At 51.3% G+C, this 15138-nt stretch carries 12 protein-coding genes; 9 read left to right on the forward strand and 3 right to left on the reverse strand.

The window, feature by feature from the left end:
- Positions 1-9 precede the first annotated feature (9 nt).
- Genes AB2U10_RS02225 through bshB1 form a run of 8 tightly spaced genes read left to right on the forward strand, consistent with a single transcriptional unit; the run spans position 10 to position 9799 of the window.
- Entirely contained in the window at positions 10-2439 is a 2430-nt protein-coding gene (locus tag AB2U10_RS02225; protein WP_367915585.1) for an SLBB domain-containing protein, read from the forward strand.
- Between the two features lies 1 nt (position 2440).
- A complete protein-coding gene (locus AB2U10_RS02230) occupies positions 2441-3499 on the forward strand; it encodes a hypothetical protein (protein WP_367915584.1) in 1059 nt (352 codons plus the stop codon).
- 8 nt (positions 3500-3507) lie between these two features.
- A complete protein-coding gene (locus tag AB2U10_RS02235) occupies positions 3508-4350 on the forward strand; it encodes an ABC transporter permease (protein ID WP_367915583.1) in 843 nt (280 codons plus the stop codon).
- 6 nt (positions 4351-4356) lie between these two features.
- The gene (locus tag AB2U10_RS02240) at positions 4357-5598 is read left to right on the forward strand and encodes an ABC transporter ATP-binding protein (protein WP_367915582.1); all 1242 of its coding nucleotides are present in this window, start codon (positions 4357-4359) and stop codon (positions 5596-5598) included.
- Between the two features lie 6 nt (positions 5599-5604).
- Entirely contained in the window at positions 5605-6690 is a 1086-nt protein-coding gene (locus tag AB2U10_RS02245) for a DegT/DnrJ/EryC1/StrS family aminotransferase (RefSeq protein WP_367915581.1), read from the forward strand.
- A 33-nt stretch (positions 6691-6723) separates the two neighbouring features.
- Entirely contained in the window at positions 6724-7839 is a 1116-nt protein-coding gene (locus tag AB2U10_RS02250; RefSeq protein WP_367915594.1) for a glycosyltransferase family 4 protein, read from the forward strand.
- A gap of 35 nt (positions 7840-7874) precedes the next feature.
- Positions 7875-9080 (forward strand): peptidoglycan DD-metalloendopeptidase family protein, encoded by a 1206-nt coding sequence (locus AB2U10_RS02255; protein ID WP_367915580.1) that lies wholly within the window; start codon positions 7875-7877, stop codon positions 9078-9080.
- Positions 9080-9799, forward strand: a complete 720-nt coding sequence (bshB1, locus tag AB2U10_RS02260) for a bacillithiol biosynthesis deacetylase BshB1 (protein ID WP_367915579.1) — start codon at positions 9080-9082, stop codon at positions 9797-9799. Before AB2U10_RS02255 ends, bshB1 begins: the two co-directional genes overlap by 1 nt.
- Here bshB1 and AB2U10_RS02265 read toward each other — a convergent pair.
- Positions 9791-10522: a glycosyltransferase family 2 protein gene (locus tag AB2U10_RS02265; protein ID WP_367915578.1), complete on the reverse strand. Its 732-nt coding sequence runs from the start codon at positions 10520-10522 to the stop codon at positions 9791-9793. The two genes, bshB1 and AB2U10_RS02265, sit on opposite strands and share 9 nt — an antisense overlap.
- Before the next feature lie 149 nt (positions 10523-10671).
- Here AB2U10_RS02265 and AB2U10_RS02270 point away from each other — a divergent pair, with 149 nt between their 5' ends.
- Positions 10672-13116 (forward strand): glycosyltransferase family protein, encoded by a 2445-nt coding sequence (locus AB2U10_RS02270; RefSeq protein WP_367915577.1) that lies wholly within the window; start codon positions 10672-10674, stop codon positions 13114-13116.
- A gap of 60 nt (positions 13117-13176) precedes the next feature.
- Here the strand turns inward: AB2U10_RS02270 and AB2U10_RS02275 are convergent, their stop codons facing one another.
- Positions 13177-14244, reverse strand: coding sequence for a Gfo/Idh/MocA family protein (locus AB2U10_RS02275; RefSeq protein WP_367915576.1), 1068 nt, complete (start codon positions 14242-14244; stop codon positions 13177-13179).
- Positions 14245-14438: 194 nt separating this feature from the next.
- A complete protein-coding gene (locus AB2U10_RS02280) occupies positions 14439-15128 on the reverse strand; it encodes an NUDIX hydrolase (RefSeq protein WP_367915575.1) in 690 nt (229 codons plus the stop codon).
- Positions 15129-15138: the final 10 nt, after the last annotated feature.

Genomic DNA, 15138 nt, shown 5'->3' on the forward strand with positions numbered 1-15138 from the left:
ATTTTATTATTGAATCTATCGCTGGAGAAGGCGGTAACTGCGCAGGAAAAGGAAAAAGAAACCAAGGCCACGACTCAGAAAACCGCAGAACCGACCCAGAAAAATGTTCCCGCCAACAACCGTACCACCACACGGGAAGGCCGGCTGCCTGCCGGCGTCACCACGGAAGCACGTGCTATAGCCCTCACACCCGAAGAAACGGTGGCGGTACAGGCGGAAGAGACCAACCGCCTTGCCAGGGAAGCCGAAATAGCGGCTGACGAAGCCCGGGCCGCCATCATCAGGAGAACGTTCGGGAGCTCACTGTTTGCCAACTCCAAATTTGATCTTACCCAGGCCATTAATATTGCCACTCCCAATAACTATGTGCTGGGCCCCGGCGATGAGCTGGAAGTGGTAGTTTACGGATTTTCCCAGAATATTCAGAAAGCCAGGATAAATGCCGACGGCTACGTTGTGCTTGAAAAAAGCGGGGTCGTGTCAGTGGCTAACCTCGACATGGACACGGCTACCGAAAAGATAAAAGCGGCTCTTTCCAAAACCTATGCCGGCATCAAAACGGGAAACACCTTTGTACGGGTGTCCCTTACCGGCTTCAGAACCATCAAAGTAAAAGTGACCGGAGAGGTGGTTGCACCGGGTACCTATACGCTTACCTCGTTCAGCAACCTGATGGCGGCGCTGCACGTTTCAGGCGGGCCCAATGACATCGGTACCTACCGCGACATCGTACTGATAAGAGGCAACCGGGAGATTGCTCATTTTGACATTTATGAATTTATTGTAAAAGGATATGCCTCCGGCGACAGGCTGCTGCAGGATCAGGATGTGGTGCAGGTAGGGCCGTTTATCTCCCGCGTGGCGGTTTCCGGTTTCACAAAACGTACCGGCCTTTTTGAAGTGAAGCCGGGAGAAAAGCTCAGCGATCTCCTGAAATTTGCCGGTGGCTTTAACCAGTACGCCTACTCCGATATTGTGAAGATCTACCGGAACACCTCCAGTGAACGCCGGATTGTTAACGTCAATAAGCCTGATTTCCCCAATGAAAATGTATACATGGGTGACTCATTGGTCGTAGAGAAAGTACTTGACCGGATAGAGAACGTGGTGACCATCACCGGTGCCGTTTTCCGGCCGGGTGAGTATTCGCTCGACTCCAATCCTACACTGACCAAGCTGGTCACTTCTGCTGCCGGGCTGAAAGAAGAATCTCTCCAGGGCCGGATCAACATCAACCGCACCAACAACGACCTTTCCATTTCCAATATATCTGTTAACTACAACGATATCCTGGAAGGCCGGGCCGAAGATCTTAAGCTGAAACGGCTCGACGAGGTCATCGTTCCCAGCATTTACGAGCTCACCGAACAGTCGGTTATCCGTATCCAGGGGGCCATCAATCACGAAGATGCCAAAGAAGGCATTGAGCTGCCCTATGTAAAAGACATGACCGTACAGGACGTGATTGTACGGGTGGGCGGACTGACCGAAGCGGCCTCGCTTTCCCGCATTGAGATCGTGAGGAGAAAGAGGAATATTGATCCGAAACAATCGGATGCACAGATCGCCGAGATCATCCAGTTCAATATGCGGCCTGACCTCAGCCTGGTGGATTCACGCGAGAGCATTTACCTTCTGCCGTTTGACGAGATCATTGTCAGAACCTCTCCCAACTACGAAAAGCAAACCCTGGTGAAAATATCGGGAGAAGTGATGTTCCCCGGTCCTTACGGACTGGAATACAAAGACGAAAGGATATCGCGGCTTATTGAGCGGGCAGGCGGACTGACCGACCTGGCGTATATGAATGGCGCCACGCTGCTGCGGAAAACGCTTCTGAGCGAACGCCAGCGGAAAAAACGGGAAGAAACCCTGACCAACCTGAATATCGGCAACAAAATAAAAACCACCGAGGGACTGGATGTAACCACTGCCCCCCTGACCACTACCACAACGACCACGGAAGGTGAGGTGGCTGATTCGTATATCAACGAAGACATCCCGATAGACCTCAAGAAGATCCTGGCCAACCCGAACGACATCACGTATGATCTTATCCTTCAGGACGGCGACGAGATCGTTATTCCCAAAAGGCTGGAAACCGTGCGGATAGAAGGGGAGATCCTTTATCCTACCACCGTAAAATACAACTCCGGTAAGAGCTTCCTCGACTACATTTCGGCTTCGGGAGGTTTCACTAAAAAATCGGCTAAGGGAAGCGCCTACGTAAGGTATCCTAACGGTAACGTAGACCGTACCCGTAAGTTCATGTTCATGCGTTTTCACCCGAAAGTAGAGCCGGGCAGCGAGATTGTTATTCCTCCGAAAACCGAAACTACCACGGAGCAATTCAACAAACTTTCCGGTACCATAACGACTATCAGTGCTACACTGGGTACTATTGTAACCATTATCGGTTTAATCAGGCTTACGAAATAGTATGGACAACACAGAACGAATTTCGACCAAAGAGTTTTTAAAGTCAACCTTTAATTACTTCCGGTTTCTGGGCAGTAACTGGCAACTCCTGCTGATTGTGCTGGTGGCCGGTAACCTGTATGACATGGCTAAAAACAATTACTTTACCACCACCAAGTCATACGGAGCCGCCATTGAATTCAATATAGACCTGGAGGGCAATGCCAACAGCCAGTTTGGCGGACTTGCCACGGCATTTATGGGCAATGCCTCCAACAACAGCGGGCTGATGGACATCACCAATTTCCCGATGGTGATCATGTCAAGAACCGTTTTTGAAAATGCCTTGATGACCGAAACAGAGCTTTTCGGAAAAAAAGACCTGTTTGTTAACTTCTTCATTGACAGCAGCGACATCAAAACCAAAGAATGGGGCGGCAATTTCTTCAAAGCACCCTCTTCTTACGCCCAGGTGAAATTTGAGAAAAAGAAGCCGGCCGATCTCACACCTTTTGAAAACCAGGTGATGGGAGAGATCGTGATGAAGCTGGAAGGAGATACCCACATGGAAAAACAACAGGGAACTTCTATCTACAACCTCTCTGCCAAGCTGACCAACGAGCTCCTGGCCAAAGCCTGGGTGGAAATCCTGCTTTCGGCCACGGAAGATTTCTATACGGAAATGAAGACCCGGAAAACCCGGAAGCTGATTACTATCCAGCAAAGGCGGGTAGACAGCCTCAGCGTACTGTTACGGGGGAACGACACCCGCCTGGCCCGGGCTACCTTTGAGCAGCCCGATGTGGTTAACCCGCTGGCGGGGATGACCCAGACCAAGCTCACCCGCGACAATACCTATTTGTCTAACCTGTACTTTACCAGCCTGAACAGCCTGGATAACCTGAATAACCTGCTGGTAGAGCAGACCCAGTTTTTCCAGATCTTAACACCGGTAAAGCTGCCCCTGGTTGCTGATTTCCGAACGGGGATAAGTGTCCGGCTGACAGGGCTTATCCTGCTTATAGCCACCATCTTCTTCATTTCGATCCGGAAATCTTACCTGGACATCATGTCTGAATAAATCCATCTATGAATTCCAGAGTCAGAGTAATTACCAATAAAAAAACTATTTCAGAGTATATCGCTGAGATCTGGGACTATAATGAGTTGTTCTGGATCCTGGCCAAGCGCGATATTATTGTCAAATATAAGCAGGCTGTGCTGGGCGTGGGCTGGGCTGCCATACGCCCCCTCATTACCACCCTGGTAATGGCGCTGGCTTTCGGAAGGCTGGGCCGGCTGGGGGTAAACACCTCTATTCCCTACATGCTGATCGTATCGGTCGGGGTAACGGTATGGCTCTATTTTTCGCAAAGCCTCACCACCATCAGCACCAGCCTGGTGCTGAATTCCAACCTGGTCACCAAAGTTTATTTCCCGCGGCTGATCATCCCGCTGTCTTCCATATTCATAGGACTGGTAGATGTGGTGGTATCTCTTGCGGTATTTGCCGGTCTGTGCATATTTTACCAGTTCCTGCCCGACTGGAAGATCATCTTTATCCCGCTTATCCTGATCCTGACTTTCCTGGCATCTTTCGGGGTGGGGCTGATTGCCGCCGTGCTGAACGTGAAATACCGTGATATAGGGCAACTGATTTCTTTTGTGGTACAGTTCGGTACCTTTCTTTCACCCGTAGCTTACCTGACTGACGCCTATAAGGATGCCTCTAACGGCGACCTCCTTTATAACCTGGCCCTGCTGAACCCCGTTACCGGGTGTATTGATGCCATGCGATGGGCCATGCTGGGCGACTTCGCCCCCTTTAACTGGTACAGTTTTATCCCGCTGGTTGTATTTATTCTTGTTACTTTCTTTTATTCCATCTGGTTCTTCAGAAAGCATGAAGATACATTTGTAGATCACATCTGACCTTCTATGACCGTACTCAGTGTTGAAAATATTTCCAAGAAGTATATCCTGAACAGCAAAGGGAAATCGAACGATGACCTCCGGGATACCATCACCGGCTGGTCGAAAAAGCTGCTTAATCCGGGTAGTCCCGACCAGGTAAAACAGGATTTCTGGGCGCTGAAAGATATTTATTTTGAAGTAAAGCAAGGCGACAGGCTGGGCCTGGTAGGTGCCAACGGTGCCGGTAAGTCGACCCTGCTGAAAATATTGAGCCAGATCACCGAGCCCACCACCGGGAGCATCAAGATCAGGGGGCGTATGGCCAGCCTGCTGGAAGTAGGTACCGGTTTTCACCCCGAGCTGACCGGCCGCGAGAACATTTTCCTGAACGGGGCCATACTGGGAATGAAAAAATCGGAGATCAACCGGCATTTTGATGCGATCGTGGATTTTGCAGGCATTGAAAAATTTATTGATACGCCGGTAAAAAGGTATTCCTCAGGGATGTATGTACGCCTGGGTTTTGCCATTGCCGCTCACCTCGAACCGGAAATCCTGGTAGTGGATGAGGTATTGGCCGTGGGCGATGCCGACTTCCAGAAGAAGAGTATCGGCAAGATGAAAGACGTCTCTAACAGCGGCAGGACCCTGTTATTTGTTTCGCATAACCTGACGGCCGTTCAGGGGCTTTGCAACAAAGGCGTTTACCTGCGTTCAGGTGAGCTCATCAAAAACGGTCCGATAGACGAAGTGATCACCGAATACGTTAAAAACGTTTCCAAATTTCAGCTGGAGCAGGTATGGACCGATCCGAACCCGGCACCCGGAAACGATTTTGTCAAAATAAAGAGCATCCGGCTGGTGCCTGACGAAAGCCATACCCGTCCTAACCTCGATACCTCCACCCCGCTTCGCCTGGAGCTGGAATACTGGAATTTTGTAGACAATGCCGAACTGAATGTCAGCGTATTTCTCTACAGCATGACCGGGGAGTGCATTTTTAATATTGGCGATGAGGCTCAGATCTACGGAAAGGGTATTATAAAGTCGGTTTGCGAGATCCCCGGCGATTTCCTGAACGACGGTTCCTATTATATTTCCGTGATGATTGTACGCGACCGTCTGGCGCCGGTGTACTTTTTTGAAGATGCCATTGCTTTTGACATCATTGACTACCGCGAAGGTACCGAATGGGTGGGCAAGTGGCCGGGCGCTATCCGCCCGAAAATGATACAGGTGAAATCCTGGCAAACCGAATTATCCTGATAAATTATGCCTGACAGAATAAATGTAACCAAGTCATTTCTTCCCCCGCGGCAGGAGTACGAACAGATGCTGGCAAGGATCTGGGATTCGGAATGGCTGACCAATAACGGTCCGCTGCTGGTAGAGCTGGAACAAAAGCTGCAGCAAAAGCTGGATCTGCCTTACCTGGCCATTACCGGTAACGGGACCATCGCCATTCAGCTGGCCATAAAGGCGCTTAACCTGTCGGGCGAGATCATTACCACCCCGTTTTCTTATTGCGCTACCACCACTTCTATTCTGTGGGAAAACCTGAAGCCTGTTTTCGTGGATATTAATCGCGAAGACCTGAACATCAATGCCGACCTGGTAGAAAACGTTATCACTGAAAAAACCACCGCCATACTGGCCACCCACGTATACGGCAATCCGTGCAACGTGGAAAAGCTGGAAGCCATAGGAAAAAAATACGGTCTGAAGATCATTTATGACGCCGCCCACGCTTTCGGTGTGGAATACAAAGGCCGCTCGCTGCTGGCCTATGGCGACGTTTCTACCTGCAGCTTCCATGCCACCAAGGTCTTTCATACGGTAGAAGGCGGGTGCGTGGTATGCCATGATCCTGAACTTTACGGAACCATCCGGCTGATGCGCAGCTTCGGGCATGTTCAGGACGAGTATTTCCTGCCGGGTGTAAACGGTAAAAACTCCGAGTTTCATGCAGCCATGGGGCTGGTTAACCTGGGCCACCTGGATGCCATTATTGCCGGCCGGAAACAGGTTTTTGCCCTCTATGACGAAATGCTGAACTGGGACAGGTTGCATAAGCCTACCGAAAAAGCCAGCGACCTGGTTTATAACTACGCCTATTACCCGGTGGTTTTACCCGATGTAGCCACCACGTTACAGGTACTTGAAGCGCTTAAACAGGAAAATATATACCCCAGAAGGTATTTTTATCCTACCCTTAATACGTTAAAGTATGTACCGGTGCAGTACGACTGCCCGGTGAGTGAAGACATTTCACCCCGGGTGATCTCTTTGCCGCTCTACCCCGACCTGGATCATGCGATTGTGAGGAAAATAGCCCGTATTATCAACGAACATATCTGAACCGGCTTGCGGGAAAAGAAGGAAATATTGTTTGTGAGTCATGATGCCAACCGTGCGGGGGCACAGATCTTCCTGTACAATATCATGGCTTACCTGCAGGACAACGGTTACGGTGTGGTGCTTTTGCTGGTCAATGACTGGGGAACTTTCCGGGAAGAATTCGAGAGCCGGTTTACTACCTACTCGCTGAACCGCCCGGAAATGTCGCGGTGGCGCCGCCTGCTGGAACATCCGCCTACCGTATTGGAAACCATACGGGCCCGGCATCGCATAGGGCTGGTGTATGTCAATACCATTGCCGGTGTTCACCTGCTCAGCGACCTGAAAGCCACCTGGCAGGTACCGCTTATAACGCACATCCACGAGCTCTCTTATTCTATTCGCCAGTATGGTCCGCCGGATGCGCCGGCACTCCTGTTCCGGTTTTCCGATATTGTTGTGGCCTGTTCTGACGCTGTTGCGGCCAATCTGCGCCAATACGAAGACAGCGCCCGGATCAGGGTTATTCATTCGTTTGTCAACAATGAGCAGATCCTGAAAATACACGGGCAGTCGCAACCGACAGAAGTATTGAAAGAATGGGGCCTCGACAGCCGGTATATGTGGGTAGGCGCCTGCGGAAACGCCGACTGGCGCAAAGCCCCGGATATTTTTGTGCAGATTGCCGCCCAAACCATCGACGCGCCCGTGAGGTTTGCCTGGATCGGCATCCGTGAAGATGACCCCATGAAAAGCCAGCTGGAATACGATGCCGCAAAGCTGGGCATTACCGGTAAAATTGCCTGGCTCCCTCCTACTCCGAAGGCTGTGGAACTGATCAATGCCATGAATTTGTTTTTACTTTGCAGCCGGGAGGATCCGTTCCCCCTGGTCATGCTGGAAGCGGCCCTGTGCCGTAAGCCCATCCTGTCTTTTAAAAATACAGGCGGGGGCGACGAATTCATAGAGCAGGATGCCGGGTGGCAGGCCGGCTACCTGGACGTGCAGGAAATGGCTGCCCTGATACGCTCTGTCAATGCTTCGGAAATAGCCGCCCGCGGAGAAGCCGCCCGGCAGAAAGTGCTGGAGCGCTACAGTTTTGAACACTCCATGAGAAAAATCAAATCACTTGTGGATGAAAATTTTATTTTTAATCCCGACAATATTTAAGAAGATTGGAGGGTTAAAAAAGAAAGAACCTGGATATGAACAAATGTATAACTGTCTTGCTTGTCTGTTTTGCTTTTCAAGGATATGCACAGAAAGAAAAGGGTAAAATAATCTCAGCGCCAAAAATACCGCAATCGTCCAAGAACACCCAGGCCAAGAAAGAGACGACCAAAAAAGACGAATTTGACTTTATTTTCGAAGAAGAGCCCCGGCTACGGTTCTCCAACCAATACGAAGGCAGCAACAACAACAAGGCTGCTGCGCCTGCCGGCCCGGCTTCCAATTACAAAGAAGGCATAAAGATCGAACCGCTCCGCGAGATCAATACCATTGTGCACGAAGATACCTCCTCGCTTGACGAAGGTGAGCTGCTCATTGTGGAGATTGAAGAGGAAGCCCAGTTTGCCGGAAGTGAAAACATGGTGAATGTGGCCTCGTATTATTCGGTCTGGGACACCAAAAGCCTTAACCCTTACGGGATGGCGCCGAAAAGCTTTAATGAGGTCATCAACATTACACTCTATAACGAGAAGGAAGGGCGGAACTGGGCACGTATGCTCGACGACTTCCGGCTCTCCTCGCATTTCGGCTGGCGGAACAAGCGATGGCACCGGGGCACCGATCTTGCCCTGGATACCGGCGACAAAGTCTATGCGGCTTTTGACGGTATTGTACGGATCGGCGGAACATACAACGGTTACGGTAGAACCGTGCTGGTCAGGCATTATAACGGGCTGGAGACCCTGTACGGGCACCTCTCCAAGATTGCGTTTGAGCCCAACACGCTGGTAAAGGCAGGAGATGTTATCGGCCTTGGCGGTAGCACAGGGCGTAGCTCGGGCCCGCACCTGCACTACGAAACCCGCTACGAAGGAAACCAGTTTGATACCGAGAACATCTACGACTATACCAATAACCAGATCCGGATCCGTTCACAGGAGTTTACCCTTTCTTCACGCCTGTACGATTACCTGCGGGGCGGACGTTCGGTTCCGGCCAGCTACCGTAACGGCAACGATGCCGCTTCCGGCGAAGCCATGGATGACCACGAAGACGTGGATGAATTTGAAGAAGAAATACCGGTAAAAACGGTTCAGAAGGCCTGGCACTCGGTAAGAAGGGGTGATACCCTCTCTTCTATTGCCCGCCGGTTCAACATGACCGCCCGGGAGCTGGCCCAGCTGAATAAAATCCCTTTAAACAAAAAGATCTATCCCGGACTAAGACTCCGCGTACGATAATGAAAACAGATATACTGGTTTTTGCCGCTCACCCCGATGATGCGGAGCTGGGTTGCTCAGGCACCCTTGCCAAAGAAGTAGCGGCCGGCCGGAAAGTGGTTATTGCCGACCTCACCCAGGGCGAGCTGGGTACCCGGGGCAGTGGCCCGCTACGCCTGGAAGAAGCCGCAGCTTCTGCAGCTATTCTGAAGCTGGCTGCCCGCGAAAACCTGGGTTTTAAAGACGGCTTTTTCCGGAACGATGCCGAACACCAGCTGGAGATTATCCGGGTAATCCGGAAATACCGGCCGGAGATTGTGCTGATGAATGCGCCTGAAGACCGCCACCCCGACCACGGCCGGGCCGCGCAGCTCTGTACCGAAGCCTGCTTTTACAGCGGCCTCCGCAAGGTGGTCACCCATGCTGCCGACGGTAGTGAGCAGGCGCCCTGGCGCCCCAAAAACGCTTTTCATTATATCCAGGATCGTTTCCTGAAGCCCGACCTCGTGGTAGATGTTTCCGATTTCTGGCAGATCAAAACCGACAGTATCCTGGCCTTCCGGAGCCAGTTTTTTGACCCGGAATCTACTGAGCCGGCCAGCTACATTTCTTCACCTGAATTCCTGGAATTTGTGAACAGCCGGGGCTCGGAGTTCGGCCACCAGATTGGTGCCCGCTACGGTGAAGGGTTTATCCGCTCCAGGATGCTGGGAGTAAACAGCCTGTTTGATTTACTGTAATACGGCACGCATCAGGATCCGGAAATGGTTATACAGGTTCGGAAAAAAGCCGAAGTGGCGGCGTAATACCGCATACCGGTCTTTCCATGACCTCCATTTCTGCCGGTGCGAGATCCCGCCTATCAGGTACCGGGCCAGGATACCCGGGTACTGCACTATGCCTGATGCTCTTTTCAGGCACTCTATCTCCCAATCGATATCTGCGCTGAGGTTATCCGTACGGTAAGCCGGGGCTATGGCCTTCCGGGCAATAAACGACTGGTGGCATACCAGCATGCCCAGGCCGTATTTCTTCCACGACAGAGCTTCGGGTATCTTATGGGGCATCAGCTCCGAACGCAGGCCCAGAACTGCTCCTGAATGGTCTGTCATCAGGGTATCGGAGTAGATCACATCAGGGTTCTCCCTCATCAGCCCTTTCAGCTTTGCCACGGCATGCGGCTCGGCAATCTCATCACCCGCATTCATAAACCAGACATAGGTACCCGAAGCCCGGGCCTGGCCCTTGTTCATGGCATCGTACAAGCCTTTATCCGGTTCCGAAACCAGCACGTTGATCCTGTCGCGGTAACGCGCGGCAATAGCCAGGGTACCGTCGCGCGAGGCTCCGTCGATCAGCAGGTATTCAAAATCCTGGTCGGTCTGGACAGCAATGCTCTCCAGGGTCCTTTCCAGGAATTCTTCTGCATTATAGGTGATAGTGATAATTGACAAACGGGCCATACGGTAACCGGGAAATACAAATAATGCCGAAAAATAATCATTAAAAGACAACTACCCGGTACCTGAAGTGCTAAATTATTATCGCCCGTACCTTATATTTGGCATAATTTTACTAAACCGGTGTATCCGGCTTATAATTAAGACAGACTATGAACAATACTTCAGGGTTTAAGAAATACCTCCCCTACCTGCTGGCCGTTTTATTTTTCCTGGTGATCACTTTCCTGTACTTCAGTCCTATACTGAGCGGTAAAGCCGTAGCCATGCATGACGACGTGATGAGCACCGGGAATGCCCGCGAAGCCATGGAATATCACAAAAAAACCGGTGAATATACCTGGTGGACCAACGCCGTTTTCGGAGGTATGCCTGCCAATATGATCTGGGGAAGCTACCCTTACAGCTTAACCAGCCGGCTGGGAAGCTTCATTTATGCCGCTATCCCGTCTCCCGTGAATGTGATCTTCCTGCTGATGACCGGGTTCTTTATCTTTATGATCAGCCTGCGCAAAAGCCTGTGGGTTGCCATTATTGCCGCTGTTGCGTATGCGTTCGGTACCTATAACCTGCTGTATACCGAGGCCGGACACCTCTCCAAAATACTGGCTCTGGCCTATGCCCCTGCTATCCTGGGTGGTTTTTCCCTTATTTTTCAACGAAAATACCTGCTGGGAACTTTCCTCACGGCTTTGTTTCTTTCGCTGGAGATTTACGCCAACCACCTGCAGATAACCTATTACTTTATATTCATTCTCCTCGCCTATTTCCTATACGAGGGCGTTAAGATGATACGGGCGGGAGAAACCCGCACCCTGGCCAAAGTAACCGGCTGCCTGGCCGTAGCCGTGGTAATTGGTGTGGGCATGCACAGCATGCGGCTCTGGAATAACTTTGTATACTCCAAAGAATCAACCCGCGGTGTCTCTGAGCTGAAGCAGAGCTCAGTGGGGAACTCGGGGCTGACCCGCGATTATGCTTTCGGCTGGAGCTACGGACTTGACGAAACGTTTACCCTCATTGTGCCTAACCTTATGGGCGGAGGTTCAGTGGGTGCCCTCTCCGACAAATCGGAAACCTACAAAACAATGGTTTCTAACGGGATAGACCCGAATATGGCCGGGCAGTTTATACAGCAGCTGCCGCTTTATTTCGGAAACCAGTCTATCACCAGCGGGCCCGCCTATTCAGGGGTGCTGGTGGTCTTCCTGTTCATCCTGGGCCTGTTTATTAACCGGGGCAGATGGAAATGGATCAACCTGGGGCTCACTCTTTTCTTCATTGCCTTGTCGTGGGGAAGCAACTTCCCGGCCTTTAATAACTTTATTTTTGACGCATTACCCGGCTACAACAAGTTCAGGGCTGTGACCATGACCCTGGTGATCGTGCACTTCCTGCTGGTATGGGGTGCAGCCAATGCCCTATCTGCCCTGTTCTCTGACCGGTTCACCTGGCCCACGCTCCGGAAACCCCTCTATTACAGCGCCGGCATACTGGCAGCGCTTATGCTGATCGGTTATTTCTCGGTTGATTTCACCGGCCCGCGTGACGTAGAATTTAAAGCCGGCATTGCCCAGTCTACCGGAGACGCCTTTGCCAGCAAGCTGCTGTATTCGCTGCAGGCAGACCGGCAGGGAATGGCCTGGAGCGATGTGATGCGCGGGCTCATTCTCTCGGCACTGCTGCTGACCGGCATCTGGGCCTATTTCAATAACAAGCTGAACCAAAGGGTGTTTACATACGTGATCTTCCTGCTACTGGCCTATGACCTGATCGGTGTGGACAAGCGGTATTTCAATAACGACGATTTCACAGCCAAAAAGGGGCAAGCCAACGAGTTTACCCCTACCGCAGCTGACCTGGAGATCCTCAAAGATACCGACCCGAACTTCAAAGTCATCAATGTGACTACTTCTTTCACCCAGGATGCCCGCGACTCGTATTTCCATAAGTCGCTGGGCGGATACCACGGCGCCAAGCTGAAGAAAACCCAGGAGCTGTACGATAACCAGCTGATCACCAAAGACAACCAGCTGAATATGCAGGTACTGGATATGCTGAATACCAAATACCTGATCACCAACGGAGCCAACGGCCCGGTGGCACAGCGAAACCCCGGTGCATTGGGCAATGCCTGGTTTATCGATACCCTCAAAGTAGTGCCTGCTGCTGATGAGGAGCTGGCTGCGCTGGCTGATTTTCATGCAGCCACCACTGCCGTGACCCAGCAGAACCAGGGGCTGACTGCAAAAACTTACTCGCCTGATTCTACCGAACTTATCCGGCTTACCAGCTATGCGCCCAATAAGCTGGTGTATAGCTCCGATACAAAAAGCCCGCAGTTTGCCGTATTCTCTGAAATGTATTACCGGGGAAACCAGGACTGGAAAAGCTATATTGACGGGAAAGAAACCCCGCACCACAAGGTCAATTACGTATTAAGAGGAATGGAAATACCGGCCGGTAAGCACGAGATCGTATTTGAATTTAAGCCGGCAGCGGTAGAAAAAGGAAAAATGCTGGATCTGATTGCGTCTGTAGCGCTGGTTCTTCTGGGCGTGGGCGCAGTTTACACCCGGGTTAAAAATAAAGATTAATGTAGGTAACGCGGATTTTTATGAGTAAAAATCATAAAAATCCGCGTTTATGGTATGCTGTCAGAGCCGCACCACGTCTCCTGTCTTCACCGACTCATCACAGGCAAAAGCCACTTTCAGGCTGTATACGGCGTCATCGAGGTGATCGTTCAGATCCAGGTCTTCAGCAATGGCCCGCAGAAAATACTGCTGTTCACGCCGGCAAAGCTCGTTATGGTCCGGCTCATCGCTCAGGTCTATCCAGCGGTCTTCTTCGGTAAATTCGTTCTGCGCATTGATGGCTGCATTGTGCACTTTCAAGGATTCGGCTTTGCTGTGGGCATCCACATTATCCGAATTGCCTTCCGAAGCCGCATTTTTACCGGCAATGGAAACGCAGCCTTTCGGCCCGATCACGTCTTTCACAAAATAGGCCGTTTCACTCATCATCGGGCCCCAGCCGGCCTCGTACCAGCCCACTGAGCCGTCTTCAAAGCGTATCTGCAGCTGGCCGTAATTGTAATTGGATTCGGGGATATCGTCAGTTAACCTGGCCCCGATGGCGCTCACCCAAACCGGCCTTGAGCGGGTCATCTGGCACATCACGTCAATGTAATGCACGCCACAGTCTACAATAGGGCTCAGGCTTTTCATGAGGTTGCGGTGCACATCCCACATATAGCCGTGCGACTGCTGGTTCAGGTTCATCCGCATCACCAGCGGCTTGCCCAGGCTCTGGGCTACCTCAATAAATTTGATCCACGACGGGTGTACCCGCAGGATATACCCCACCACCAGCTTCCGGTTCAGCCGGCGCGCCGCAGCGGCCACGCGTTCGGCACCTTCAACAGTATCGGCAATGGGTTTTTCAAGGAATACATGACAACCGGCCTCCAGGGCCGCCAGGGCATATTCTTCATGGGTATCGGGGTAGGTGGAAATACAGACGGCATCCGGGCGGGAGTCACGCAGGGCCTCGTAGAAATCACCGTAGAGCGGATACCCTCCGCCCAGCTTTTCATTCAGCTTTTCCTTGCTGTCTCCTTTGGAAACCAATCCACAGATCTGAAATTCATTCATCGAATGATATGCCAGCGCATGGGAGATCCCCATATTGCCGCAGCCTGCTACCAGTACTTTAATCTTCACTATTTTATCCGGGTTAAAAGTCAAAAATACAAAAAAAGGAGTCAAAAACTCCTTTAAGTAATTTTATATTCCGGGTAAAGGGAAGCAGGCGGATACGTAAGTCGCGTATGTTAGCTAACGAGAGAAGGGCTGCTAATATAAATTCCCCTCAAAAAAACAGGGTATTATTTTATGACGCGCTTAACCGGGAAAAGTCACCCGGCCGGATCACTTTTTTCGGTTACCCCTCTTTCACGGTAACGGTCAAGCACGTAAATGATGGAGCGATACGATTGCTTTACGGCCTCCGCCAGTTCTTCAGGGCCCATCCAGGCCAGCTCTTCAATACCTTCTTCCACCTGCGGCGCCATTTTGGCATCAGAGATCAGCTTCATGCTGTACCACCGGGTACGTTTGATCACCAGCTTGCCTTTCTGAAAATACGTATGCCAGGTACTAACCAGCCTGCGGTCGGCGAATACGGTGACGCCGCATTCTTCTTCTACCTCACGAATAGCCGTAATTTCTGATTTTTCCCCTTTTTCAGCCTTTCCCTTGGGAAGATCCCAGAACCCCAGCCGCTTCATCATCAGCACCTTACCCGTATGGTTCTCTACTACCCCACCCGCTGCTTTCACAAACTGCAGCTCTTTTTTCAGGAACTTCCTGAAGCGGCGCAGGTTTTTTACCAGAAAGGTTACCCCCGCCAGCGTTGAGCTGCTGTTAACCTGGAGGAACTCCATAAAATTCAGGATGCTCCGGTGCGAGGCATTCCGGATAAGCGGGTTGCCGGTTATCTCGCTGAACTTAACAATGTCTTTTTCAAGATTAATGGTTTGCGAGTACAGCGCAGCCTCCGGCGTTTCAAGAATATGAACGGGAATGTTACTGACAAAGATGATCATGCTTCGGATA

It is taken from the genome of Leadbetterella sp. DM7 (assembly GCF_040829825.2).
Classification (GTDB): Bacteria; Bacteroidota; Bacteroidia; order Cytophagales; family Spirosomataceae; genus Leadbetterella.